26 protein-coding genes are annotated in these 24967 nt (G+C 63.0%); 18 read left to right on the top strand and 8 right to left on the bottom strand.

What is annotated here, in order from left to right:
• Positions 1–30: 30 nt before the first annotated feature.
• The 3 genes from AB4048_RS05375 to msrA all read left to right on the top strand — a co-directional run bounded on the left by AB4048_RS05375 (position 31) and on the right by msrA (position 1659).
• Entirely contained in the window at positions 31–237 is a 207-nt protein-coding gene (locus AB4048_RS05375; RefSeq protein WP_442200886.1) for a SlyX family protein, read from the top strand.
• A gap of 172 nt (positions 238–409) precedes the next feature.
• Positions 410–898, top strand: a complete 489-nt coding sequence (gene msrB, locus AB4048_RS05370; protein WP_442200885.1) for a peptide-methionine (R)-S-oxide reductase MsrB — start codon at positions 410–412, stop codon at positions 896–898.
• Between the two features lie 29 nt (positions 899–927).
• Complete coding sequence (gene msrA, locus AB4048_RS05365) at positions 928–1659, top strand: peptide-methionine (S)-S-oxide reductase MsrA (protein WP_442200884.1); 732 nt, start codon at positions 928–930, stop codon at positions 1657–1659.
• A gap of 19 nt (positions 1660–1678) precedes the next feature.
• Here the strand turns inward: msrA and AB4048_RS05360 are convergent, their stop codons facing one another.
• The 6 genes from AB4048_RS05360 to AB4048_RS05335 all read right to left on the bottom strand — a co-directional run bounded on the left by AB4048_RS05360 (position 1679) and on the right by AB4048_RS05335 (position 7253).
• A complete protein-coding gene (locus AB4048_RS05360) occupies positions 1679–2458 on the bottom strand; it encodes a class I SAM-dependent methyltransferase (RefSeq protein WP_442200883.1) in 780 nt (259 codons plus the stop codon).
• 74 nt (positions 2459–2532) lie between these two features.
• Positions 2533–3825 carry an NAD(P)/FAD-dependent oxidoreductase gene (locus AB4048_RS05355; RefSeq protein WP_442200882.1) on the bottom strand — a complete coding sequence of 431 codons (1293 nt, stop codon included), beginning with the start codon at positions 3823–3825 and terminating at the stop codon, positions 2533–2535.
• Positions 3822–4808: a branched-chain amino acid ABC transporter permease gene (locus tag AB4048_RS05350; RefSeq protein WP_442200881.1), complete on the bottom strand. Its 987-nt coding sequence runs from the start codon at positions 4806–4808 to the stop codon at positions 3822–3824. The genes AB4048_RS05355 and AB4048_RS05350 overlap by 4 nt, the downstream gene beginning before the upstream one ends.
• A complete protein-coding gene (locus AB4048_RS05345) occupies positions 4805–5713 on the bottom strand; it encodes a branched-chain amino acid ABC transporter permease (protein ID WP_442200880.1) in 909 nt (302 codons plus the stop codon). Before AB4048_RS05345 ends, AB4048_RS05350 begins: the two co-directional genes overlap by 4 nt.
• Positions 5710–6456 (bottom strand): ABC transporter ATP-binding protein, encoded by a 747-nt coding sequence (locus AB4048_RS05340; protein WP_442200879.1) that lies wholly within the window; start codon positions 6454–6456, stop codon positions 5710–5712. Before AB4048_RS05340 ends, AB4048_RS05345 begins: the two co-directional genes overlap by 4 nt.
• Positions 6453–7253 carry an ABC transporter ATP-binding protein gene (locus AB4048_RS05335; protein ID WP_442200878.1) on the bottom strand — a complete coding sequence of 267 codons (801 nt, stop codon included), beginning with the start codon at positions 7251–7253 and terminating at the stop codon, positions 6453–6455. The genes AB4048_RS05340 and AB4048_RS05335 overlap by 4 nt, the downstream gene beginning before the upstream one ends.
• Positions 7254–7420: 167 nt before the next feature.
• Here AB4048_RS05335 and AB4048_RS05330 point away from each other — a divergent pair, with 167 nt between their 5' ends.
• From AB4048_RS05330 to AB4048_RS05305, 6 genes are read left to right on the top strand one after another with little or no spacing between them, the layout of a single operon-like run.
• A complete protein-coding gene (locus AB4048_RS05330; protein WP_442200877.1) occupies positions 7421–8149 on the top strand; it encodes a GntR family transcriptional regulator in 729 nt (242 codons plus the stop codon).
• Between the two features lie 9 nt (positions 8150–8158).
• Positions 8159–8647, top strand: coding sequence for a DUF3830 family protein (locus tag AB4048_RS05325; protein ID WP_442200876.1), 489 nt, complete (start codon positions 8159–8161; stop codon positions 8645–8647).
• A 1-nt stretch (position 8648) separates the two neighbouring features.
• Positions 8649–9008, top strand: coding sequence for a TIGR04076 family protein (locus AB4048_RS05320; RefSeq protein WP_442200875.1), 360 nt, complete (start codon positions 8649–8651; stop codon positions 9006–9008).
• On the top strand, positions 9005–10060 hold the full coding sequence (locus AB4048_RS05315) for an aldo/keto reductase (protein WP_442200874.1): 1056 nt from the start codon (positions 9005–9007) through the stop codon (positions 10058–10060). Before AB4048_RS05320 ends, AB4048_RS05315 begins: the two co-directional genes overlap by 4 nt.
• Positions 10057–10479: a DUF4440 domain-containing protein gene (locus tag AB4048_RS05310; protein ID WP_442200873.1), complete on the top strand. Its 423-nt coding sequence runs from the start codon at positions 10057–10059 to the stop codon at positions 10477–10479. The genes AB4048_RS05315 and AB4048_RS05310 overlap by 4 nt, the downstream gene beginning before the upstream one ends.
• A 50-nt stretch (positions 10480–10529) precedes the next feature.
• Positions 10530–11792 carry an ABC transporter substrate-binding protein gene (locus tag AB4048_RS05305; RefSeq protein ID WP_442200872.1) on the top strand — a complete coding sequence of 421 codons (1263 nt, stop codon included), beginning with the start codon at positions 10530–10532 and terminating at the stop codon, positions 11790–11792.
• A gap of 58 nt (positions 11793–11850) precedes the next feature.
• Here the strand turns inward: AB4048_RS05305 and AB4048_RS05300 are convergent, their stop codons facing one another.
• Positions 11851–13011 carry a dihydrodipicolinate synthase family protein gene (locus AB4048_RS05300; protein WP_442200871.1) on the bottom strand — a complete coding sequence of 387 codons (1161 nt, stop codon included), beginning with the start codon at positions 13009–13011 and terminating at the stop codon, positions 11851–11853.
• A gap of 252 nt (positions 13012–13263) precedes the next feature.
• Here AB4048_RS05300 and AB4048_RS05295 point away from each other — a divergent pair, with 252 nt between their 5' ends.
• Genes AB4048_RS05295 through AB4048_RS05275 form a run of 5 tightly spaced genes read left to right on the top strand, consistent with a single transcriptional unit; the run spans position 13264 to position 19209 of the window.
• Positions 13264–14313 (top strand): LacI family DNA-binding transcriptional regulator, encoded by a 1050-nt coding sequence (locus AB4048_RS05295; RefSeq protein WP_442200870.1) that lies wholly within the window; start codon positions 13264–13266, stop codon positions 14311–14313.
• The gene (locus AB4048_RS05290; RefSeq protein WP_442200869.1) at positions 14310–15311 is read left to right on the top strand and encodes a Gfo/Idh/MocA family protein; all 1002 of its coding nucleotides are present in this window, start codon (positions 14310–14312) and stop codon (positions 15309–15311) included. The genes AB4048_RS05295 and AB4048_RS05290 overlap by 4 nt, the downstream gene beginning before the upstream one ends.
• A gap of 10 nt (positions 15312–15321) precedes the next feature.
• Positions 15322–16935 carry an acyl CoA:acetate/3-ketoacid CoA transferase gene (locus tag AB4048_RS05285; RefSeq protein ID WP_442200868.1) on the top strand — a complete coding sequence of 538 codons (1614 nt, stop codon included), beginning with the start codon at positions 15322–15324 and terminating at the stop codon, positions 16933–16935.
• Complete coding sequence (locus AB4048_RS05280) at positions 16928–17701, top strand: enoyl-CoA hydratase/isomerase family protein (protein ID WP_442200867.1); 774 nt, start codon at positions 16928–16930, stop codon at positions 17699–17701. Before AB4048_RS05285 ends, AB4048_RS05280 begins: the two co-directional genes overlap by 8 nt.
• A complete protein-coding gene (locus AB4048_RS05275; protein WP_442200866.1) occupies positions 17701–19209 on the top strand; it encodes an aldehyde dehydrogenase family protein in 1509 nt (502 codons plus the stop codon). Before AB4048_RS05280 ends, AB4048_RS05275 begins: the two co-directional genes overlap by 1 nt.
• Positions 19210–19264: 55 nt before the next feature.
• Here AB4048_RS05275 and AB4048_RS05270 read toward each other — a convergent pair whose 3' ends face one another.
• Positions 19265–20350, bottom strand: coding sequence for a LacI family transcriptional regulator (locus tag AB4048_RS05270; protein WP_442200865.1), 1086 nt, complete (start codon positions 20348–20350; stop codon positions 19265–19267).
• Between the two features lie 267 nt (positions 20351–20617).
• On the opposite strand from AB4048_RS05270, the gene AB4048_RS05265 reads away from it, so the two are divergent.
• The 4 genes from AB4048_RS05265 (at position 20618) to AB4048_RS05250 (ending at position 24966) form a co-directional block, all read left to right on the top strand.
• Positions 20618–21877, top strand: coding sequence for an ABC transporter substrate-binding protein (locus tag AB4048_RS05265; RefSeq protein WP_442200864.1), 1260 nt, complete (start codon positions 20618–20620; stop codon positions 21875–21877).
• 81 nt (positions 21878–21958) lie between these two features.
• On the top strand, positions 21959–22912 hold the full coding sequence (locus AB4048_RS05260; protein ID WP_442200863.1) for a carbohydrate ABC transporter permease: 954 nt from the start codon (positions 21959–21961) through the stop codon (positions 22910–22912).
• Positions 22909–23850, top strand: coding sequence for a carbohydrate ABC transporter permease (locus tag AB4048_RS05255; RefSeq protein ID WP_442200862.1), 942 nt, complete (start codon positions 22909–22911; stop codon positions 23848–23850). The genes AB4048_RS05260 and AB4048_RS05255 overlap by 4 nt, the downstream gene beginning before the upstream one ends.
• 3 nt (positions 23851–23853) lie before the next feature.
• Positions 23854–24966, top strand: coding sequence for an ABC transporter ATP-binding protein (locus AB4048_RS05250; RefSeq protein ID WP_442200861.1), 1113 nt, complete (start codon positions 23854–23856; stop codon positions 24964–24966).
• Position 24967 lies beyond the last annotated feature (1 nt).

Genomic DNA, 24967 nt, shown 5'->3' with positions numbered 1-24967 from the left:
GTCGTCCTGGCCGAAGGAAGGAGCTCCGCCATGCCGAACGAAGAGAGCCGCGTTACCAAGCTCGAGGAGATCGTGGCGCATCAGTCGAAGACGATCGAGGAGCTTTCGGACCAGCTTGCCGAGCAGTGGAAAGTGCTCGAACAGACGCGCCTGAAGCTGGATCGGCTGACCGAACGGTTCCTGTCGCTCGAAGAGCAGTCGGACGCGCCGGCGATCACGAAGCCGCCGCATTATTGAGTGTTGAGGCGCCGACGCTCTATCCGCATTTGCGGTCAACGATGTCGTGCGACCCCCAGCTATTCACCTGCCATCACGTTTGAGTGTTCCCGTTGCGTCTCCTGTAACAATAGCCGCTTGCCATCGAACTTGCCTGTATAGTGCTGCACGCAAGCCGCAGGAGGTTTGAAAAATGTTGAGCAGAAGGTTGCTGTTTGTCAGCGCTGGTCTCGGCGCTCTTGCCATACGGCTCGGCTGGGGGATCACGCCAGTCAGGGCGGATGAAAATTTCGAAGTCACGCACACCGATGCCGAGTGGCGAAAGCTCCTGACCGACGACCAATACGAGGTGCTGCGGCAGGAAGGAACGGAAGCGCCGTTCACGAGCCCGCTTCTGCATGAGGAGAAGCGCGGGAACTTCGCCTGCGCGGGCTGCGAGCTCGACGCATTTTCATCCACAACCAAGTTCGACAGCGGCACCGGCTGGCCGAGTTTCTGGGCTCCCCTCGACAAGGCTGTCGAAACGACACGGGATACGTCCTTCGGGATGGTGCGCAGCGCGGTCCATTGCAGCCGCTGCGGCGGGCATCTCGGTCACGTGTTCGACGATGGGCCGAAGCCGACCGGGTTGCGTTACTGCATCAACGGCATTGCCCTGAAATTCCATCAGCTTTCGGCCTGAGCGCTGGAACGAAACTCTAGGAGATCATCATGACAAATTCTCCCGGCCGCGCCGTCTTGGGCGCTGTGAAACCCCTGGCCTGTGGTCTGGCGGTGCTGATCCTTGCGGGCGTCGGCGCTCAGCAACTCTTCGCCGAAGAGGGCCGCGCCATTCCCGCGCCCGCGCTCGATGAGCAGTCTGCGTCAGCCCGCACCGAGACGACCGTCTTTGCCGGCGGCTGCTTCTGGGGTGTGCAGGGCGTATTCCAGCATGTCAAAGGGGTGGTGAGCGCCACATCCGGCTATGCCGGAGGGGCAAAGGATGCCGCGCAATACGAGATGGTAAGCACGGGGACGACGGGGCACGCCGAATCCGTCAAGGTCGTCTTCGACCCGAAGGAAGTCAGTTTCGGCAAGCTGCTGCAGATCTATTTCTCGGTCGCCCATGACCCGACCGAGCTCAATTATCAGGGACCGGATACGGGCACGCAGTATCGCTCCGCCATTTTCCCCGCCAATGCCGACCAGACCCGGATCGCCAAGGCCTATATCGACCAGCTGAACCAGGCCCGCAGTTTCGATGCGCCGATCGTCACGCAGATCGAGCCGGCGCGGGCGTTCTATCCGGCGGAGGACTACCATCAGGACTTCCTGACGACCCATCCGCGCTACCCCTACATCGTCATCAACGATCTGCCGAAGATCGAAAATCTGAAGCGGTTGTTCCCCAAGGACTACCGCACCGATCCGGTGCTCGTCGAAGCGAACGCGTCGGCGAACTGAGGGCGGCAGATGCGCCACGTCAGGGATTGCGGGCGATGACCAGATAGAGCGAGCCTGTGAACTCGGGCTGGTCGCGGAGCGCGGCGTATTTTTCGTCCCAACTCCCGTCGGCGATGTCGGCGCGCAAGCGCTCGACGTAGCCGGCGGCCGTCTCGGGGGAGACAAAGCTCCAGGCAGAGCACGAAAGGCAGGCGCTGTCGTCGAGCAGCATTTCCGGTCTGCCATAGTAAGCCTCGTTGAAGCCATCGCGGCAATCGAGCGGGATCGGAACCGGCAGGATGTCGATCGCGCCGCCCAAGCCTTCGCGGATCGCCGCCATCGATGGATAGCGCCGCGCTTCCGTCGACAGGACGTCCGGCGCGTAGTCGTTCAGCCAGAAGGCCTGAACCTCGTCGGGATCGCAGGTCAGGATCACGACGGGGCCGCGTGTCACCCGCCGCATCTCCGAAAGGCCCGCTCCGAGGTCCGACCATTGATGAATGGTGAAGGTTGCCATGGCGGCATCGAAATGCTTGTCGGGGAAGGGCAGGTTCTCGGCAACCGCGTCGATCGCCGAGCTCAAATGCGCCGGCCGCTGGGCTCGCATCGAGGCGGAAGGCTCGACAGCGGTGACCGCGCGGTCGACGGGCTCATAGGAGCCGGCGCCGGCGCCGACGTTGAGAACCGTCAGCGCCTCGCCAAGTGCGGCGTCGATGGCGGCGGCAATGCGCGGCTCCGGCTGACGGTAGTTCACATAGCTCTTGCCGATCGCCCCGTAATTTGCGTCGCCGGCGCTGCCGTCGCCATATCGTCCAGTCATATCGATTCGTCCATTCAATGCGGTCCGGGCGTTCTAGCCCTGCATTGTGATGGTGATGTAACAGTCACGCGCGCTCAGGCCGCCGACCGTGCGTCCAGTCTGTCGCGCAGCATGCTCCAGAAGAGCAGCATGTTCGGTGCGTGGCGGAGGAGCGGATGGAAGGGGATGGGTGCGGGAGGGCCGAAGGGGATGGGAAGATCGCGGGCGTCGGCGCCGCATGCCCATTCGGCGAGTACCTTGCCCATCGCCGTGGTCATGGCGATGCCGCGTCCGTTGCAGGCAAAGCCGGCGATCAATCCCGGCCCGAGATCCACCAGATGCGGCAGGAAATCCGGTTCGACCGCGGCCGTTCCAGACCAGCTGTATTCCAGCGGCGGGATGTCCTTGAGATCGAGATGGCGCGCCAATCGCCGGTGGATCCGGCGCGGCACGCGCGCTTCGGCGCCCGGTCCGAGGATATGCATGCCGCCGCTGATCAGGCGATTGGCGGCGTCGAAGCGGAAGGTGAAGAGATTGCGCCGGGTGTCGGAGACGCATTGGCCCCCCGGCAGCAGGCGCTCGCGGATATCGGCCGGCAACGGCTGAGTGGCGATCTGGAACACCCGAAGCGGAAAGTAGGTGCGGGCGAGCTTTGAATTGAGGGCTCCGCCATAGGCGTTGGTTGCGACCACGACTTTGCCGGCGCGCAGCGCCCCATGTTGTGTCGCAAGCGTCCAACTATCTTTTGAACGATTGATCGATCGAACCGGAGAATTTTCGAAGACGCGCGCACCGGCCGCCTCGGCCGCATCGGCCAGGCCCCTCGCATACTCGACCGGATTGAGGACGCCGCCGGACTGGTCCATCCAGCCGCCCATGTACTCCTTTACGCCGGTGATGAAACGCATCGCGTGCCGGTCGAGCACGACGGCGGGGCGACCGCGGCTTGCCCATTGGCCTGCCCGGGATTTCGTCTTCTCGAAAGCCGCAATCGAGTGGGCCGGTTGGATCCAGCCGTTTTGTTCCGCTTCGCATGCAATGGCGTGTCGTCGGATAAGATCGAAGACGAGGTCGGCGCTGCCGGCGGCAAAGTCGATCAGCCGTTCGCCCCGCTCCGCACCCAACCTGGCGATCAGATCGTCCGGGTCGACCTTTGCGAAATTCGGCACGACGAAACCGGCATTGCGGCCGCTGGCGCCGAAGGCAATCGTCTCGGCCTCGAGCACGACGACGGAAAGGCCCTTCTCCGCGGCATGAAGCGCGGTCGAGAGGCCGGAAAACCCGCCGCCGACAATGGCAAGATCGGCGCCAAGCGTTTCGGCGAGTGCCGGCCGGTCCTTGCGGTTGCGGCCGAGCGCCTGCCAGAGGGAAACGCCCTCGGTGTTCATGGCGTGGCGCTGCCCTGATCGGCGACGGCCTTCGCAGCCTGCCTTGCAAGGCGTGTGCGGCGAGGCCGGTCGCCAAAGAGGCCGCTCGGACGGACCAAGAGGATGATGCAGAGCATGACCCCGATCGCCACGATCTGAAGCGAGGCCGCGCGCGCCTGCTGCTCCGGTGCAAAGAGGATGCTGGTAAGCGCGCCGGAACCGGCCCAAATCGCCCAGACCAGCACGCTGCCGACGATCGCGCCCTTGTTGCTGCCGGAGCCGCCGACGATGAGCATGACCCAGACCTGGAAGGTCAGGATCGGCAGATAGTTGTCGGGGGCGATGAAGCCGATGAAATGCGCCTGCACGGCGCCCGCGAGCCCCATGATCGCGCCGCCCACGGCAAAGGCCTGGACCCGGTAGAAGCGGGCGCTCTTGCCCAGAGAGATTGCGGCGCGCTCGTCCTCGCGCAGCGCCTTCAGCACGCGTCCCCAGGGGCTGCGGGCGAGGTGCTCCAGCGCCAGATAGGCCGCCAACGTCACGACGCCGACGACGGCGAGATTGGAGAGGTTGAAGAGAACCGGCGTCTCGGCAAGGCTTCCGAAGGGACGCGGTATGAAGCCGACGCCGAAGGGACCGCCGGTCAGCGGCTGCGCGTTGAGCGCCACCAGCTGCACGACGACGGCAACGCCGAAGGTGGTGATGGCGAGATAGTCGGACTTCAGCCTCAGCGTCGCGACGCCGGTGATGGCCGCGGCGATGCCTGCGGTCGCCATCGCCGCCAGCCAGCCGACGACGATCGGCATGTCGAAGCCGCCGAAACGGCCGGCCGTATCCGGCGTCGTCAGCAGCGCCGACGTATAGGCGCCGATCGCCACGAAACCGGCAAGCCCGACGTTGAAGAGACCCGTCAATCCCCACTGAAGGTTCAGGCCGAGGGTGATGAGCGAGAAGACGAGCGCCGTCGTCAGAAAAAAGGCTCCGTAGCCGAAAAGATCGATCATCGTTCCTGCACTCCGAAAAGGCCGATCGGGCGGACGAACAGCACCGCCATCAGGATGAGGAAGGCGATCGCCGCGCGCCATTCCGCGCCGATGAGCTGTACCGCGCCCGCTTCCGCCAACCCGATGATGAGGCCGCCGAGAATGGCACCCGGCACGCTGCCGATGCCGCCGAGGATGGCGGCCGCGAACATCGGTAGCAGCATGTCGAAGCCCATCAGCGGTCGGACCTGCACCAGGACGCCGATCATGACGCCGGCGACACAGGCAAGCGCCCCGCCGACCAGCCAGGTAACGCGAACCACCTTGGCGACATCGATGCCGACGACGCGGGCAAGGGCTGCATTCTGGCTGACGGCCTGCATGGAGCGGCCGGTTTGCGTGCGCGTCATCATCAGGTGCACGGCAAGCACCAGAGCCGCCGTTACCAGCAACAGCACGATCTGGTCTGGCGTGATGCGGATACCTAAGCCGACGGGCATGGCGATCTGGATGGCGCGGCTGAAATAGGTCGGGCGCGAGGTAAACAGGAATTCGAGCATGCTGCGCAGCGCCATCGAGGCGCCGAAGCTTGCCATAACGACGATGATCGCCTGTCCCTTGGCGCGCAACCGCGCAAACAGGATGAAGTCGAGCGCCAGCGCCATCACGCCGGTAAAGGCCATGCCCAGTATCACGGCGACGATGAGCGGCCAGCCGAAAGACAGGGCTCCGATCGGCGCGATCTTGCCGAACATCGCCCCGATGGCGCTGACGACGGCGAGCGTCGCGTAGCTGCCCCAGGCCATGAAGTCGCCATGGGCGAAATTGGAAAAGCGCAGGATCGAATAGGTCAGCGTCACGCCGATGGCGCCAAGCCCTATCATCGAGCCGGTCAAGAGCCCGTCGACGACGAATTGCAGGTTCATGCGGCACCTCCAGTCTTTGGCGCCGGACGCTGGCCGAGATAGAGCTCGGCGACGACGGGGTCGTTCCATAGCTCAGAAGCGACGCCCTCGTGCCGGTCCTTGCCCTCGACCAGGACATAGGCGCGATCCCCAATCGCAAGGGCGGCCTTGGCGTTCTGCTCGACCAGCAGGATGGTGACGCCGGATTTGCGGATTTCGGTCAGCATCTCGAAGACCATGGAAACAAATTTCGGCGAGAGGCCAGCGGACGGTTCATCGAGCACCAGCACCTTCGGATGGACGATCAGGGCGCGGGCGACGGCGAGCATTTGCCGCTGACCGCCGGAGAGGTTGCCGGCGGCGATGCGCCGGTGGCGAGCGAGGTCGGGGAAGGTCGTGTACATCTCCTCGATCCGCGCCGGGATTTCGCGCGGCTTCAGGATGCCGCAGGCGACCTTGAGGTTGTCTTCGACCGACAGCAGCGGGAAAATGTTTTCCGTCTGCGGCACGAAGGCGAGACCGAGCCGCACCATGGTATGGGCTGGCGCCGAGGTGATGTCTCGGCCGTCCAGCATGACTGTGCCGGAGGTGATCGGAACGAGGCCGGCAACCGCCTTGATGAAGCTCGATTTGCCGGCGCCATTCGGGCCGAGAACGACGACGATCTCGCCCTGGTTGACGGTGATCGATGCGCCGCGGACGATCGGAACACCGGGCTCGTAGCCGGCGACGAGGTCGTGGACGAGGAGAACGGGACCGTTCATGCCGCTCCCCCAAGATAAGCTTCGATGACGCGCGGATCGCGCGCGACCTCGTCCGGCGTGCCTTCGCACAGGAGCTGGCCGCTGGCCATCACGAGGACGCGGTGGCAGAGGCGGGTCACCATGTCGATATTGTGCTCGATCAGCAGGAAGGTGATGCCGCGGTCGTTGATGTCGCGGATGCGGTCGATGATGACCTCAAGCAGCGTTGCGTTGACGCCGGCCGCCGGCTCGTCGAGGAGGATGATCGCCGGATCCGCCATCATCACGCGGGCAAGCTCGAGCAGCTTGCGCTGACCGCCGGAGAGGATACGGGCTGGCTCATGCGCCAGCCGCGTCAGCGCCACCAGGTCGAGAAGCTCCATGGCCTTGTGCGCCGCGGCCTTCTCTTCTGCGGCGACGCGCCAGGGTTTGAGGAAATTCGCAAGCAGGCGTTCACCGGTCTGCTGCTGACGCGCCAGCAGCACGTTTTCGATGAGCGTCAGGTTTGGAAAGGGGCGTGGAATCTGGAAGGTGCGGCCCAGTCCTCGTTCGATGCGGCGATGGGCCGGTTCGCCCGACACCTCTTGGCCTTCGATGAGGATTTCGCCGCTGCTCGGGGGCAGACTGCCGGCAAGCAGGTCGAACATCGTCGTCTTCCCTGCGCCGTTGGGCCCGATCAGGCCGAGTATTTCACCGCGTCTGACGTCGAAGGAAACATCGTTGACCGCGGTCAAGCCGCCGAAGCGGCGCACCACGTTGCTTGCAGTCAGTACGGGCGTTCGGGCACTCACATCGCGCCCTTGGCTTGCTGTGCTCATCGTTCCCTCTGCCGGGAATGCGGTCGATGTCGCGCTCCCTGATTTTTGATTTGTGATCACGCTAAGCGCGTTTCGCTGCGTGCGCAAGACAAAATATGATATGTGATCACGCTTGCATTGATCACGAACCTGAGCTTAAATCACCTGCCAGCCGGAACGGAGCAACGATGCAAAAGTCTGCCGCCGAGAAAAGCAACGATGCGATTGCCGCCCAGCTTGCACCGGTCGGCCGCGAGACCGTGCAGGACCGAGTTTATACCGAGCTGCGCCGCGCGCTGATCGGCGGGCTTTTCGAGCCGAGCCAGGTGTTGACGATCAGAGGTTTGGCGGACGCGCTGGTGACGAGCACCATGCCGGTGCGCGAGGCGCTTGGGCGCCTGATCACCGAGAAGGCGCTCGAAGCGCTGCCGAACCGGTCCGTACGCGTTCCGCCGATCACGCTGGAGCGGATGGACGATCTGTTGAGCGCTCGCATCCTCATCGAGGGCGAGGCGATATCGCTGGCCGCCAGCCGCATGACGCCGCGCCAGATTTCCCGCATCGAAGCCATGCTCGGCGAATGGGACGAGATGCGCGCGCTGAAGCATAAGAAGGACGTCGACCACGAGGTGACGCTCAATCAGAGCTTCCATTTCGAGATCTACCGCGCCTGTGGGTCGGCGGTGCTGATCCCGATGATCGAAAGCCTGTGGCTGCAATCCGGCCCGTGCATCCGGGTCGCGATCTACGCCTTTTCCGACGCAGGCGAAGTCGACACCGCACACTATCATCGCCGCATCGTTGCGGCGCTCACCACGCAGGATGCCGACGCCGCCCGCGAGGCGCTGGTTGCCGACATCAGCCGACCCTTTGCCTTCCTGCGCAAGAAACTTCAGGCGGATATGCCGAAAGACTGAGAGACGATCATGCCCGAACGAGCGATCAGAATAACCGAGCCGGTCTCCGGGCTTTCCGTCGTAGCGCCGCTTCTCGGCGGCAAGGCGCCGGACAATGCCTCCTTCTTCTGGGACTATGTTTCAACGCCGCGTGTCGTGCCGGGCATTCATGCCATGTGGACCGGCCCCGAAATTTCTTGCCCGATCCCGTCCCGCCACCTCGAAAGTGCGGCGTTCGCCAAGGCCTTGCCTGCGGAAAACGCCACGCTGACGCCGCAGCCCGGCGACATCGTGCTCAGCTACGTGCCGCCGCGCATGTGGGGCGGCAATCCGAATGCCATTTTCGATATCGGCCTCTTCTATGGCCAGGGCGCCCGCCTGCTGTTCCCGATCGGCTGGCTTGCCGGAAGCGTGGTGGCTCAGATCCGTCCCGAGGAGCGCGAGCACTTCGCGGCGGCGTGCGGCATCATCCGCCGCAACGGCGCCTGCGATGTCACTTTCACGCGAACGGAGGTCTGAGATGAGCGAACCGAGCGATGTTTTCGAACTCTTCGACCTTCGCGTCGAAGCCGTCATCCCTGAGGGAAAGCCGATCTATTGCGGCGCCAAGGCCGGCGACCACTTCGAACTGCGCGGCGAGATGCTGTCGATGCCGCCGGGGCAGGGCTTTTCCATCTATTCGATTGCCGCGGTCCTGCCGCTGCTCGCCGCCAAGCAACGCCCAACGCACCGGAACGACTGGATGACGTCGGACGCCGAGATTGCCTGCCCCGATCCCAATTGCGCCAGCCGCCTCAAGATCGTGCGGCTTGGCAAGCGCACGTTCAGCCATGCCGAGACGACCGCGGTGCCGCTGCCCAAGGAGAATGACCTGCCATGAATGCCAAGACCTTCGAACTCAGCCCCGGCTATGCCATTTCGCGCGTCATTCGCGGCGGCTGGCAGCTTGCGGGAGGCCACGGCGCGATCGATGGCACGCAGGCGGTCACGGATCTCATCGCCGCCTTCGACGCCGGCATCCGCACCTATGATTGCGCCGATATCTATACCGGTGTGGAGGAGCTGATCGGCGCGGCGCGCGAGCGCCTGAGAAATGAGCGGGGCGCCGAGGCCGCGGGCGCCATGAAGGTGCACACCAAGATGGTGCCGGATCTCGAGAAGCTGGCCGGCATCAACCGCGATTACATCCGCGGCATCGTCGATCAGTCGCTCAAGCGCCTGAAGATCGAACAGCTCGATCTCGTCCAGTTTCACTGGTGGGACTATGCGTTTCCCGGTTATCTCGACACCATGGGCTGGCTGAACGAGATGCGGCTCGAGGGCAAGATTCGCAACGTCGGGACCACCAACTTCGACACGCCGCATGTGACCGAAATATTGAACGCCGGCGTTCCGCTTGTCAGCCAGCAATTGCAGTATTCCGTGCTCGATCAGCGACCGGCGAACAGCCTTGCGGCGCTGGCTGCGGAAAACAACGTCAAGTTTCTCTGCTACGGTTCGGTCGCCGGCGGGTTCCTGAGCGACAAATGGCTCGGCGAGCCGGAGCCCGAGATGCCGCTCGAAAACCGATCGCTCGTCAAATACAAGCTGATCATAGACGATTTCGGTGGCTGGGACGTGTTCCAGTCGCTGCTTCGCGCCCTGAGATCCGTTGCCGACCGTCATGGTGTAGACATCGCCACGATCGCCAGCGCCTGGGTCCTGCAGCAGCCGCAGGTCGCAGCCGTGATCGTCGGCGCCCGCAATCAGGCGCATGCCCTCGCCAACGCGAAAATCATGGATATCGCGCTCAGCGACGAGGACAACCGCCAGATCGGCGCGATCATCGCCAAAAGCCGGGGGCCGCTGGGCGATATCTATACCCTGGAGCGCGACCGCACCGGCCGCCATGGCTCGATCATGCATTATAACCTGAACGCGGGGAAGAAATGAGCCGCGCACCCACGCTCTTCGAACAGGCTCGCGCCGAGGTCGTCGCCCTCCACCAGTTCTTCGTTGAATGGTATGATGCAAGGAGCGCGGCCACGGCCGACTTCGACCGGTTCGACCGCGCGATGGGCGAGGGGTTCCAGATGATTCCGCCGGATGGCCGCATCCTCGACCGCACAGCCGTGGTGGAATACGTGCGCGGCAATCGCGGCGGCTTCAGCGGCGATTTTGCCATCGACATCGAGGACATCAGGCCCGGCTGGGAGGCCGGCGACGTCATCGTGGTCACTTACGTCGAAGCGCAGGCAAGAGCGGGCAAGAAAAGCCGCCGCCAGGCAAGCGCGCTCTTTACAAGGAGTTCATCGGCGCCGAACGGCGTCCAATGGCGGCATCTGCAGGAAACCTGGCTACAGATGCCTTGAAGACCAACAGGCATGGAACTGAAATAGAGCACCTAAAAAGGGGAACGGGAATGAAAAAGACGATCTTTCAACTGACGACGGCGCTCGCGCTCGTCGCGGCAGCTGGTGTCGCCAATGCGGCGGACTGCAAAACGACGGTGGGCCTGGTGATGGAACTGACGGGACCGGCCGGCGAATACGGCCAGGCGGGCGCGAAGTCCGTCGAGATGGCGTTCCGAGACCTCAACGCCGCCGGCGGCGTCAACGGCTGCGAACTGGTGACCGATACGCGCGACAGCCAAAGCCAGGGCAACGTCGCCGTCGATGCCGCGACCCAGCTCGTGCAGGTGAAGAAGGTGCCGGTCATCATCGGCGGCATCATCTCGTCGGTCTCGATCCCGATCCTCACCTCGGTGACGGCGCCCGCCAAGATCGTGCAGATTTCGCCGGCTTCCTCGTCGCCGACGCTGACGGCGCTTGGCCGCGACGGCAAGACCAACGGCATCTTCTTCCGCACCATCACCTCGGACGCGTTGCAGGGTGTCGCGGCTGCGAAGTACGCAATGGACAAAGGCTTCAAGAAGCTCGCGATCATCCATGTCAACAACGACTTCGGCGTCAACATGGTGAAGGAATTCACCCGCGCCTATGAGGCGCTCGGCGGCAAGATCGTGTCCGACACGCCCTACAACGAGAAGCAGTCGAGCTATGCGTCGGAAGTCACCAAAGCCATGGGCGGCGAGCCGGACGGCCTCTATCTCGTCAGCACGCCGGTCGACGGCGCCACAATCGCCCGCACCTGGATCTCGCAGGGCGGCGTGCAGAAATTCCTTCTCAACGACGGCATGAACAGCCCTGATTTCATCGAGTCTGTCGGCGCGGACTACCTGAAAGAGGCCTACGGCACATCCTCGGGTACCAGCCCCACGCCATCCACCGACTATTTCATGAAAAACTACAAGGAATTCTCGGGTATCGAGCCATCCAACCCGGCGGCTGACCGCTCTTACGATGCCGGTGCCATCGTTGGCCTGGCGATTGCGATTGCCGGTTCCAACGATCCAGCCAAGATCCGCGATGCGATGTTCAAGGCAGTCGATCCGAAGGGCACCCCGATCCATGCCGGCAAGGAGGAATTCGCCAAGGGTCTCGCCCTCATCAAGGAAGGCAAGCCGATCCGCTATGAAGGCGTCATCGGCCCCGTCTCCTTCGACAAGTTCGGCGACATCACCGGTCCGTTCCGCCTCTGGAAGATCGTCGACGGCAAGGTAACCACCGACGGCGAGATGACGACGGATGACGTCAATCAGCTGATGGCGAAGATCAACAAGTAAGCTTGTACTTACTCATAAACGGGCCGGATGCGTTTTCCGGCCCGTTTCCGTTCAGAAATCAATCGACGCCGAATGTCTTCATGAGAGCGCGCATGCGCTCGACGGCCAGATCCGGCTGGTCAAGCACGTTTGCCTGGTCGGCGAGCCGGAAGACATCCGCATAGTGCACCGCGCCTCGGGCCGATTGCATGCCGGCCGGCATGGTGAAATGCGCCTGATGGCCGTTCAGCCAGGCGAGAAAGACGACCCCCGCCTTGTAGTATTGCGTCGGCGCCTCGAAAATCTTCCGCGAGAGGGGCACGGTCGGGGCGATGACGTCGCGGAAAGTCTTGATATCGCCGGTGCCGAGCGCTGCCAGCGCCTTTGATGCTGAGGGTGCGACCGCGTCGAAAATGCCGAGCAGGGCGTGGCTGTGGCGCTCGCCGTCGCCTTCGATCAGATCCGCATAATTGAAGTCGTCCCCGGTGAAGCAGATCACGTCGGACGGCAATCGGTTGCGCAACGCGATTTCCTTGCCGTGGTCGAGCAGTGAAATCTTGATGCCTTCGACTTTGGCGGCATTTTCCGAAATGATCGAAAGCACGGTTTCCAGCGCCGGCTCGAAGGCGCTCGATCCCCAGTAGCCGGAAAGTTCAGGATCGAACATGTCTCCGAGCCAATGGAGGATGACCTTGTTCTTCGTCTGGCTCAGGATGCGGCCATAGACCCGGCGGTAATCGTCGGGCGAGCGGGCGGTCCGGGCAAGCGCGCGGCTTGCCATCAGTATGGTGCGACCGCCATGGCGCTCGACGAATTCCACCTGCGTTTCGTAGGCGGAAATGACGTCGTCGAGGGTGCGCGCGTCCGCGGGTGCGAGGTGATCCGTACCCGCGCCGCAGGCGAGATCGGCGCCGGGGACGGAACGCGCCTCGATCAGTGCGCGATGGATCAGTTCCTGCGCCTGTTGCCAGTTGAGACCCATGCCGCGCTGCGACGTGTCCATCGCCTCGGCGATCCTAAATCCGAGCCCCCAGAGATGGTGGCGGAATGCCATGGTCGCGTCCCAGTCGATGGCGGGATTGCCCCAGGGGTCGCTGTCCCTCAACGGATCGGACACAACGTGAGCGGCCGCATAGGCAAGACGGCTGAATGTTGGCGGAACTTTCGGCCGCACGATCGGAACGCCCGTAAGCGTATAGGTTCTGACGGCCCCATCCGATTGAGGAAGCTTGAGTGTCATGGGTTCCTCCTGACAATGCAGCAGCAATAACTTGGATCGTTCCAAATTTCAAGATGCAGAGCAACGTGGTTGTTTCAAAAAAGATAATAGTTCAAAAATTTCCATAATAATGTAATTATATTAAATAGATAGTTTGCTTGCGATCCTCGCGTTCCTGTTCTGATTTTCATTGCGTCTCGATTTTCGCGCTTGACAAATTTGGATCGATCCAAATAATTCATGTCACATTCAGCGGCGGCAACGGAGATCGGCATGAGCAAGGGAAGGGTGACCGTCGTCGATATCGCGCTTGCCGCCGGCGTGTCGAAATCGACCGTCTCGCTTGTTCTGCAGGCGAGCCCACTGGTGAACGAGGCGACGCGCGCCAGGGTCAACGCCGCCATCAAGGACCTCGGCTATGTCTACAATCGTGGCGCCGCCAATCTGCGCCAGTCGAATTCGAAGTCGAAGATAGTTGGCATCGTCGTCAACGATCTCACCAACAGCTTCTTTGCCGAACTGGCCGTCGGGGTCGACACGGTGGTGCAGTCGGCGGGCTTCGTGCAGTTCCTGGCCAATACCGGCGAGAGCGTTGATCGTCAGCGCGAGGTGGTGGCGTCGATGCACGAGCACGGGATCTCCGGTCTGATCGTCTCGCCGGCGCGCGGCACGGAGGCCGCGGATTTCCAGCCGCTCGTCAACGCCGGCATTCCGGTGGTTCTGGTCGTGCGCAATGTCGCGGGCGCCAAGGTTTCGTCGCTGGTGTCCGACAATCATTCCGGTTCTTTCGCGGCCGTCGAGCATCTCGTGGAACTCGGACATCGGCGCATTGCCTTCCTCGGCGGCTTCCCGGACACGGCGATTTTTGCCGAACGCCTGGGCGGCTATCGCGACGGAATGGTCAAGGCGGGGCTTGTCGCGGATCCGGCGCTGGTCGTCGGCTCGGCGCCCTCGCGGGCCGGCGGCGTCGAGGCAATCGAGCGCGCCCTGCTCTTGGCCGACAAGCCGACGGCCGCCGTCTGCTTCAACGATGCCGTCGCCTTCGGCGTCTGCGATGGTTTGAGAGCGCGGCGGCGTGAGCCCGGTCTCGATTTTGGTGTCGTCGGCTTCGACGACGTTATCGAGGCGAAGACCGCCGTTCCGGCGTTGACGACCGTGTCGGTCGATCCGCAGGGCATGGGGAGGCAGGCGGCGGAGCTGCTGCTGAAGCAGATCAATTCCGGCAAGGTGGAAGCCGAAGCGATCGTCGGCGCCGTGCGGCTGGTGGTTCGCCAGAGTTCCGGTGCAACGCTGAAACTGGCCAAAAGGAGGCTCGCGCCATGACGAAATGGGGCCTGATTGGAGCAAGTACCATTGCCCGCGAATGGGTGATCGGCGCAATCCGTGCCGCCGGCGGCGAGGTCGTTTCCGTAATGAGCACGGATGCGGCACGCGGCAAGGCCTATGCGGCGGAAAACGGCGTTGCGAAATCGGTGACCAGCGTCGCCGATCTTGTCGGCGATCCAGACATCGAGGCCGTCTACATCTCGACCACCAACGAATTGCATCGCGACCAGACGATCGCCGCCCTCAAGGCAGGCAAGCACGTGCTCTGCGAAAAGCCGCTGGCGCTGACCTTGGAAGACGCCCGCGCGATGGTTGCTGCCGCCAAGGACGCCGGCCTCGTCATGGGCACCAACCACCATCTGCGCAACGCCGCGACGCATCGCGCCATGCGCGACGCGATCGCCGCCGGCAAGATCGGCAAGCCGCTTGGGGCGCGCGTCTTCCATGCCGTCTATCTGCCCCCGCATCTGCAGGGCTGGCGGCTGGACAAGCCGCAGGCCGGCGGCGGCGTCATTCTCGACATCACCGTGCATGACGCCGATACGCTGCGCTTCGTTTTGAACGACGATCCGGTCGAGGCGATCGCGTTTGCCCAGGCGGGTGGCATGGGGAAGGCGGGACTGGAGGATGCGGTCATGGGCGTCCTGCGCTTCAAGTCCGGCATAATCGCGCAGTTCCACGACGGCTTCACCACGAAGTATGCCGAAACCGGCTTCGAGGTCCACGGCACCGAGGGGTCTCTGATCGGCCGGAACGTCATGACGCAACGGCCCGTCGGAACGGTGACACTGCGCAACGCCGAGGGCGAGACAGAGCTGAAGCTCGACGATCGCAGCCTCTATGAAACGGCACTTGCCGCCTTCCATGCCGCGATCGCCGGCAAGGGCAAGCCGTCCGCTACCGGCGAGGATGGCGTCTGGTCGTTAGCGACCGGGCTTGCCGTCATGCATTCGGCGGCCAGCGGCAAGGCCGTGAAGATCGAACCCGGACTTTGAGAAGAGCCAGATGAACAAGCATATTTCACCCGCTGAAGCCGCAAGCCTGATCCCGGATGGAGCCGTCGTTTCCGTCTCTTCCTCGAGCGGGCTCGGCTGCCCGGACCTGATGTTGAAGGCGATCGGCGAGCGCTTCGAGACGACCGGGCACCCCCGCGATTTGACCACGCTTCATCCGATTGCCGCCGGCGACATGAGCGGCATCAAGGGCATCGACCACATCGCGAGGAAGGGCCTGTTGAAAAGGATCATCGGCGGTTCCTATCCTTCCGGCCCGTCCTCCGCCGAGCCACCTTTGATCTGGCAGATGATCGGCAACGACGAGGTGGCCGCCTACAACGTCCCCTCGGGCATCCTTTTCGACATGCACCGCGAGGCCGCGGCCAAGCGGCCGGGCGTTCTTACCAAGGTGGGTCTCGAAACCTTCGTCGATCCGAAACGCCAGGGCTGCGCGATGAATGCCAGGGCCGCGGCCGAGCCCGTCGTCAAGCGGATCGAGTTCGAAGGCGAGGAGTGGCTCTATTTCAAGGCGATTGCGCCGCAGGTGGCGATCATCCGCGCCACGACGGCCGATGAGCGCGGCAACCTCACCTATGAGCACGAGGGTGCCTATCTCGGCGGTCTCGATCAGGCGCTCGCCGCCCGCAACAATGGCGGCATCGTCATTGCCCAGGTCAAGCGCATCGCCAAGGAAGGCTCGCTGAAACCCCACGACGTGCGCGTGCCCGGCATGCTGGTGGACTACGTGATCGTCGATCCCGAGCAGAAGCAGACGACGCAGACGCTCTACGATCCCGCCATCTCCGGCGAAATCTTTCGGCCGCTCGATAGTTTCCGCGTGCCCGAGTTCAACATCCAGAAGGTGATTGCCCGGCGCGTGGCGCAGGAGCTGCAATCGGGAAGCTGCGTCAATCTCGGTTTCGGCATCTCGGCCAACGTGCCCCGCATTCTCATGGAAGAAGGGCTGCACGGCGCCGTTACCTGGGTGATCGAGCAGGGTGCCGTCGGCGGCGTGCCGCTTCTCGATTTCGCCTTCGGCTGCGCCTCAAACGCCGATGCCTTCATGCCGTCGCCCTATCAGTTCACGTATTTCCAAGGCGCGGGCTTCGATGCCTCGCTGCTCTCCTTCCTGGAAATCGGCCGCGACGGTTCTGTCAACGTCTCGAAGCTGTCATTCCGCCCGCATGTGACGGCGGGGGCCGGTGGCTTTGTCGACATCACGGCGCGGGCGAAGAAGATCGTCTTCTCCGGCATGTTCAATGCCGGCGCCAAGCTCTCGATATCCGATGACAGGCTCATCATCGAAAAGGAAGGCAAGCTGAAGAAGCTGGTCGATGCCGTCGAACACGTGACCTTCTCCGGCCCGCGCGGTGTCGCCCAGGGCCAGGACATCACCTATGTCACGGAGCGCTGCGTCATGAAGCTTACCGCTGACGGCATCGTGCTCACCGAGATCGCACCCGGCGTGGACCTCAAGACCCATATTCTCGACCACTCGGAATTCCCGCTGATCGTCTCCGACCGGCTGAAGGTCATGGACGCGGCTCTCTTCCGCGAAGCGCCGATCGGGCTTACGCTGCCGGCCAAGCCCAAGCTCGTTCTCAAGGGAGGGAGCCATGGCTGAGGTCAAGGTCTCCATCGACGGGCATGTTGCTTTGATCACGGTCTCGCGGCCGGAAAAGTTGAATGCCTTCGATGTCGACATGCTGAAGGCGCTGGCGAACGCCTGCGACGAGGTGGAGGCCAAGGCTTCGGTCCGCGTCGCTATCCTCACCGGCGAAGGCAAGGCCTTTTCGGCAGGCGGCGACATCAAAGCCTGGGGCGGCATGGAAGCGAACGAGTTCGGGCATGCCTGGGTGCGCTTCGGCCACCGGGTCTTCGAAAGGCTGGCGACATTGCGCATGCCGCTGATCGCGGCACTCAACGGCCATGCGCTCGGCGGCGGACTGGAGCTTGCAGCCGCTGCCGATATCCGCATCGCCGAGCGGCAGATCAAGATCGGCCTGCCGGAGACGAGCCTGGGCATGGTGCCCGGCTGGTCAGGTACGCAACGGCTCGTAAAGCGCTTCGGCGCGCAGGTCGTGCGCCGCATGGTTGTCGGCGGCGAGATGTTTTCCGCCGAGGAAGCCGAACGGCTGGGGCTGGTCGACGCCGTCGTCGAAGCGGGCTCGGCGCTTGTCGCGGCACGGGCTTATGCTGATCGCGTGGCAACGCGGGGACCGGCGGCACTCGAAATTTCAAAGCTGATGATCGCCGTTGCGAATGGCGAAGATAACGGCGCGGCGGTGGAAGCCTTGGGCTCGATCCTGGTCGCCAAGACCGGCGATCTCAAGGAGGGGGTTGCGGCCTTCACCGAAAAGCGCCCGGCGCAATTCAAGGGAGAATGGTAATGACCGTGCTGGTAAAGCCGCAGAAGCTTGACGATCTGAAGGTCCGCGAATTCCGGATGCTGATCGACGGCAAATGGGTCGAGGGCGTCGAGACCGGCACGATCGAGCGCATTGCGCCGAGCCATGGCGTGACTGTCAGCCGCTATGCGGCCGGGACCAAGGACGACGCCAACCGTGCCATTGCCGCGGCGCGCAACGCATTCGACAACGGCCCGTGGCCCCGCATGACAGCGTCGGAGCGTTCCGGCATCCTCTTGAAGGCAGCCGACCTGATATCTGCTCGCGCCGACGAGCTTGCCCATCTCGACGCGATCGAGGCCGGCAAGCCGATCACCCAGGTGCGCGGCGAGATCGCCGGCGCGGTCGATATCTGGCGCTATGCGGCAGCGCTTGCCCGTGACCTGCACGGCGAGAGTTACAATACGCTTGGCGAAGGCACGATGGGTGTGGTGCTGCGCGAGGCGATCGGCGTGGTCTCCATCATAACGCCGTGGAATTTCCCTTTCCTGATCGTAAGTCAGAAATTACCATTTGCGCTTGCCGCCGGCTGCACCGCGGTCGTCAAGCCGTCGGAGCTGACATCCGGCTCGACGCTGGTGCTGGGTGAAATTCTCATCGAGGCCGGCGTTCCCGCTGGCGTGGTCAATATTCTCGCCGGCACCGGCGCCGACGTCGGCGCGCCGATGACCAGCCATCCCGATGTCGACATGATCTCGTTCACCGGCTCCACCCAGATCGGACGCCTGACGATGGCGAATGCGGCGCAGACGCTGAAAAAGGTCTCGCTGGAACTTGGCGGCAAGAACCCACAGATCGTCTTCCCGGATGCGAATCTGGAGGAATTCGTCGATGCCGCCGTTTTCGGCGCCTATTTCAATGCCGGCGAATGCTGCAATGCAGGCTCGCGACTGATCCTCCATCGCGACATCGCAAGCGATGTCACCGCGCGCATCGCGGCCCTGTCGGAAAAGGTCAAGGTCGGTGACCCCCTCGATCCGACGACGCAGGTGGGCGCGATCATCACGCCCCAGCACCTGAAGAAAATCCAAGGATACGTTTCCGGCGCAGCGCAGGACGGGGCGACGGTCGCCCACGGCGGCAGCCAGATCGATTTCGGCATGGGCCAGTTCATGACGCCGACCATCCTTTCCGGCGTCAAACCCGAGATGGCGGTGGCGCGGGAAGAAGTCTTCGGCCCCGTGCTCTCGGTGCTGACCTTCGAGACGACGGAAGAGGCGATCCGTATCGCCAATTCCATCGATTACGGGCTTTCGGCCGGTGTCTGGAGCAGCGATTTCGATACCTGCATGACGATTGGCCGCAAGGTGCGGGCCGGCACCGTGTGGATGAACACCTTTATGGACGGCGCTTCCGAGTTGCCTTTCGGCGGTTACCAGCAATCCGGCCTCGGACGCGAACTCGGGCGGCATGCGGTGGAGGACTATACCGAGACCAAGACCCTCAACATGCATATCGGCCGCCGCACCGGCTGGTGGATGCCGAGGTAGGACGATGGCTGAGCGGCGCAAACAGTGGGGGCGAAAGGCGAGGGGCGGGACGGCCTCAGCCGGTCTGCGTCGGGAAATCGAACTGCGGCTTTTGCAGCAGTTGCAACTCGTCGGCCTCGGGATTGGCAATGCGCTTCAGGAGAATGCGGCCGAGTTGCTCGCCGGCCGCGGTCATATCCTCGTGGATGGTCTCTACCTTCGGCTGAATCTGGCTGATGAGCCGCGACGTCTGCTTGGCGACGATGTCGTAGTCGACACCGAGACCGGCTTGACCGAGCGCGCTGATGGCGGCCAGAGCCGAGACTTCGCCGGGACAGACGAATCCATCCGGCACGTTTTCGGCGGCGGCGCGGCGGCGAATATGATCGAGGACCTGGTCGGCGGGCGAATCGAGGTCGATGCCATCGGGGATCTCGTAGGCGACACCCGCTTCGCGCACCGCCGTCATGAAGCCGTGCAGCATGTGTTGGTAGAAGGTCAGGCGCTTCGGCGGCAGGATGATCGTGACGTTGCGCCGGCCCTTGGCGATCAGACGCCGCGTCGCCTCATAGGCGAAAGTGAAGTTGTCGTAGTCGACAAAGGGGTGCGGTATCGAGAATTCGGTGCGTCCGTGGCACACGAAGGGCAAGCCACTTTCGATGAGGCGGCGGACGCGCGGATCGAGAGGTTCGGTGCGCGAAAAGATCAGCCCGTCGGCGAGATTGTTGCGCAGTATGTAGTCGACTGCCTCGACGTTGCTCGTCGCCAAGAAGTTGGGCATCACGATCAGATGGTAGCTAGTGTTCTGCAGCGCCTTTGCGATGCCGTACATGATCGAGGTGCCGAACCCGAGCACCTCCTCGTGAGGGTCGAGCAGGATGCTGATGACGTTGGTCCGGCCGGTCTTGAGACGCTGGGCCGCGCGGTCTGGCTGGTAGCCGATATCGCGGGCCACCCGGTGCACGCGCTGCCGCGTTTCCAGCGAAATCTGGGGCGCGTCGGACAGCGCCCGCGACACCGTGGGCACGGCAAGGCCAGTCAGATCGGCGATGGTTCTGAGCGTCGGCTTGGCACGCCCGGTCTTCTGGCCGGGAGAGGGTGTGTCGTCGGTCAATTGGGCGATCCCGCGATAGGTAAGTCCGCGCAATCTAACGTTCAGCATGGCCTTTCGCAATCCGCTTGTGCAAACGATTTAAATGCTGCAATGCATAAATATGCTGCGCTGCGAGAAGGCAAAATTGCCGTAAAATTCCCCGCAAAGCATAGCATATTAGCTGACCTCAGCAGGCACTTGACGGCGATGCATTTATAACGTTTTAAATTGTCAGCGGCCGGGAGGCCGCGACAAATTCGCTGACCGTCAAAGGACGGAGGGCGGGGTCGGCAGGAGGGTCCTGCTTGCGACTACTTGTGAAACGGGAGGAAGACGATGCGCAAGTTTATGATGACAACGGCGGTGGCTGCATTGACGGCGGCGAGCTTCGGCTCGGCGCATGCCGCCGACGTCAAGGAAGTCCAGATGCTTCACTGGTGGACGTCTGGCGGCGAGGCGGCAGCGCTCAACGTGCTGAAGGGCGATCTCGCCAAGGAAGGCTTTGCCTGGAAGGACGTGCCGGTCGCCGGCGGCGGCGGTGACGCTGCGATGACCGCTCTCAAGGCAATGGTCGCGGCAGGAACCTATCCGACCGCTTCGCAGATGCTGGGTTATACCGTTCTTGACTACGCCGCTGCCGGCGTCATGGGCGATCTTACCGAAACGGCGGTCAAGGAAGGCTGGGACAAATCGGTTCCCGCAGCGCTGCAGAAGTTCTCCGTTTATAACGGCAAGTGGGTCGCGGCTCCGGTCAACGTCCACTCGGTCAACTGGCTGTGGATCAACAAGGCCGTCATGGACAAGATCGGCGGCACCCAGCCGAAGACCTTCGACGACCTGATCGCTCTGCTCGACAAGGCCAAGGCAGCCGGCGTCGTCCCGCTCGCGCTGGGCGGCCAGAACTGGCAGGAAGCCACGATGTTCGACTCCATCGTCCTTTCGACGGGCGGACCGGAGTTCTACAAGAAGGCGTTCAACGACCTCGACGAGGCATCGCTGAAGTCCGACACGATGAAGAAGTCGTTCGACAACCTCGCCACGATCGTCAAATACGTCGACCCGAACTTCTCGGGCCGCGACTGGAACCTTGCGACCGCGATGGTCATCAAGGGCGATGCGCTTGTCCAGGTCATGGGCGATTGGGCGAAGGGTGAATTCGTCGCCGCCAAGAAAACCCCGGACAAGGATTTCCTGTGCTACCGGTTCCCGGGCACGGACGGCAGCGTGATCTATAACTCCGACATGTTCGGCATGTTCAACGTGCCGGAAGACCGCAAGGCCGCTCAGGTAGCGCTCGCCACGGCGACGCTGTCAAAGAGCTTCCAGTCGGCCTTCAACGTCGTCAAGGGTTCGGTTCCGGCCCGTACCGACGTTCCGGATACCGCCTTCGACGCATGCGGCAAGAAGGGCATCGCCGACCTCAAGGCTGCCAACGATGGCGGCACGCTGTTCGGCTCGCTGGCGCAGGGTTATGGCGCACCGCCAGCCGTCGCCAACGCCTATAAGGACGTCGTCTCCAAGTTCGTCCACGGCCAGATCAAGACGTCCGACCAGGCCGTCGAGGAACTCGTCAAGGCGATCAACGACGCCAAGTAATCGTCTTATCCGACAGGATCCTTCCCCGCTTCGGCGGGGAAGGCTTGATACCGGACGACGACCCGGGGAAGGAATGAACTCGTGAGCACCGTAGCAACCCCCGAAATCAACGTGACAGCGCAAGGCGCGACGCGCCATTCCATTCGCGGGCGCCTGCAGGAGGCGCTGCCGAAGATCGTGCTTGCGCCGAGCTTCGTGATTACGCTCGTCTTCGTCTACGGCTTCATCGTCTGGACGGCCTACCTATCCTTTACCAATTCCAAGACGTTTCCCTCCTACGTGCTGACTGGGCCTCGCGCCTATCAACGCCTATGGAACTGGACCTTCGAGAGCGATCCGCCGTCGAGCTGGTACACCTCGGTCACCAACATGGGGATATTCGGCGTCCTCTACATCGGCATCTGCCTGGGGCTCGGCCTTTTCCTCGCGATCCTTCTCGATCAGAAGATCCGCGGCGAAGGCTTGCTGCGCCCGATCTATCTTTACCCGATGGCGCTGTCGTTCATCGTGACCGGCGTCGCCTGGAAATGGTTCCTCGATCCGGGCCTCGGGCTTGAGCAGACGTTGCATCATCTCGGCTGGACGAGCTTCCACTTCGATTGGATCAAGAACAAGGATTTCGTCATCTATACCGTCGTCATCGCCGGTGTCTGGCAGGCGTCCGGCTTCATCATGGCGATGTTTCTCGCGGGGCTGCGCGGCATCGACGGCGAGATCATGAAAGCGGCGCAGATCGATGGTGCCACGACCGTGCAGCTCTATCGCCGCATCGTCATCCCGATGCTGCGGCCGGTTTTCCTTTCCGCCTTCATCGTCCTTGCCCATATGGCGATCAAGTCCTATGACCTGGTCGTGGCGTTGACGAGCGGGGGCCCTGGCGGCTCTGCCTGGCTGCCGTCCAACTTCATGTACGAATATACCTTCAAGCGCAACGAGATGGCGGTCGGCTCGGCGAGCGCGATCATCATGTTGATGACGATCTCGGCCATCATTGTTCCCTACCTCTATTCCGAACTGCGGGAGAAAGCGCGATGAGCGCGGTCGTATCATCAAGCGCGCCCGGGCGCGCAGCCGGCTCAAAAATCCTGACGCGTGTCGTTATCTACGGCCTGCTCGCCTTCTTCGCGATCGTCTACCTGATGCCGCTTTTCGTGATGCTGGTGACGTCGTTCAAGACCATGGACGAGATCCAGAACGGCAACATGCTGGCGCTGCCGGCATCGCCGACCATCGAGCCGTGGTTCAAGGCCTGGGGCGAGTCCTGCGTCGGGCTCACCTGCGCTGGCATCAAGGGTTATTTCTGGAATTCCATCAAGATGGTGGTTCCAGCCGTGCTGATCTCGACGCTTCTCGGCGCGCTGAATGGCTATGTGCTGACCAAATGGCGTTTCCCCGGCCACACGCTGGTCTTTGCGCTGATGCTGTTTGCATGCTTCATTCCGTTCCAGTCGGTGCTGCTGCCGATGGCGACCATCCTCGGCAGCCTCGGGCGCTTCGGCATGACCCTGCAGAACGCCACCGGCTCGTCCTTCGGCTTCGGCAATCAGACGGTCAACCTGGTCTTCGTCCACGTGGTCTACGGTCTCGGTTTCACGACGCTGTTCTTCCGCAATTTCTATGAGGCTTTCCCGACCGAACTGGTGAAGGCCGCACAGGTCGATGGCGCCGGCTTTTTCCAGATCTTCTGGCGCATCATGCTGCCGAACTCGCTGCCGATCATCGTCGTCACGGTGATCTATCAGTTCACCAACATCTGGAACGACTTCCTGTTCGCCTCGGCCTATGCCGGCACGGGCGAGTCGATGCCGATGACCGTTGCGCTCAACAATGTCGTCAACACCTCAACGGGCGTCGTCGAATACAACGTCAACATGGCAGCGGCGATGATCGCCGCCATGCCCACGCTCCTCGTCTATATCCTCGCCGGCCGCTATTTCGTACGCGGACTGATGGCGGGCGCCGTCAAAGGATGATCCATGGCTTTCCTCGAAATCGCTGGTCTCAAGAAGCGCTTCGGCGCGGTGGAAATCCTCAAGGGCATCGACCTTGAACTTGAAAAGGGTGGCTTCCTCGTGCTCGTCGGCCCGTCGGGCTGCGGCAAGTCCACGCTGCTCAATACCATCGCCGGGCTCGAATCGATCACCGAAGGCGATATCCGCGTCGATGGCCGCACCATCGCGGATCTCCACCCCTCCAAGCGCGACATCGCCATGGTGTTCCAGAGCTACGCGCTCTATCCGAACATGACGGTCGCCGGTAACATTTCCTTCGGTATGGAGATGCGGGGCGTTCCCGCGGACGATCGCAAGAAGGCGATCGACAAGGTTGCCAAGGTGCTGCAGATCAGCCACCTGCTCGACCGCAAGCCGAGCCAGCTCTCCGGCGGCCAGCGCCAGCGCGTCGCCATGGGACGGGCGCTGGTGCGCGACCCCAAGCTCTTTCTCTTCGACGAACCGCTTTCCAACCTCGATGCCAAGCTGCGCGTCGACATGCGCATCGAGATCAAGCGCCTGCATCAGGCAACCGGCACGTCCATCGTCTACGTGACCCACGACCAGATCGAGGCAATGACGCTTGCCACAAAAATCGCGGTGATGCGCGACGGCGAGGTGCAGCAGTTCGGCACCCCGAGCGAAATCTACAACAATCCAGCCAATCTGTTCGTGGCCGATTTCATGGGCTCGCCGGCCATGAACCTCTTGGCGGCCACGATCGCCGGCGGCGGCAACGATCTTCACGTCTCCTTGGCGCGGCCCGATGCCGAGCCCTTGCGCCTGCCGGTATCGCAGGTGAACGGCCTTGCCGCCTACGCCGGCAAGGAGGTGGTGTTCGGTATCCGGCCGGAAGCGCTGACCGATCCTGACGGTGCGGACCGCAATGCCCGATCCCTGGTCGAAGGCGATTGCCTGATCGATGTCGTCGAGCCTGCCGGTTCCGACACGTTCGCCGTCACCAAGCTCGGCGGCAAGGAAGTGGTGGCGCGTCTGCGCGCCGACGCCCGCATCGCCACCGGCCAGACGGCACGGCTCGCCTTCAATCTCGACAAGGCGGTCTTTTTCGATCCGCAGAGCCAGCGCCGGATCGCGTAGG

Source organism: Rhizobium sp. RAF56, assembly GCF_052113965.1.
Lineage (GTDB): Bacteria > Pseudomonadota > Alphaproteobacteria > Rhizobiales > Rhizobiaceae > Rhizobium.
The sequence above is the reverse complement of the archived record's forward strand: the minus strand, read 5'-3'. Positions and strand labels throughout refer to the sequence as shown.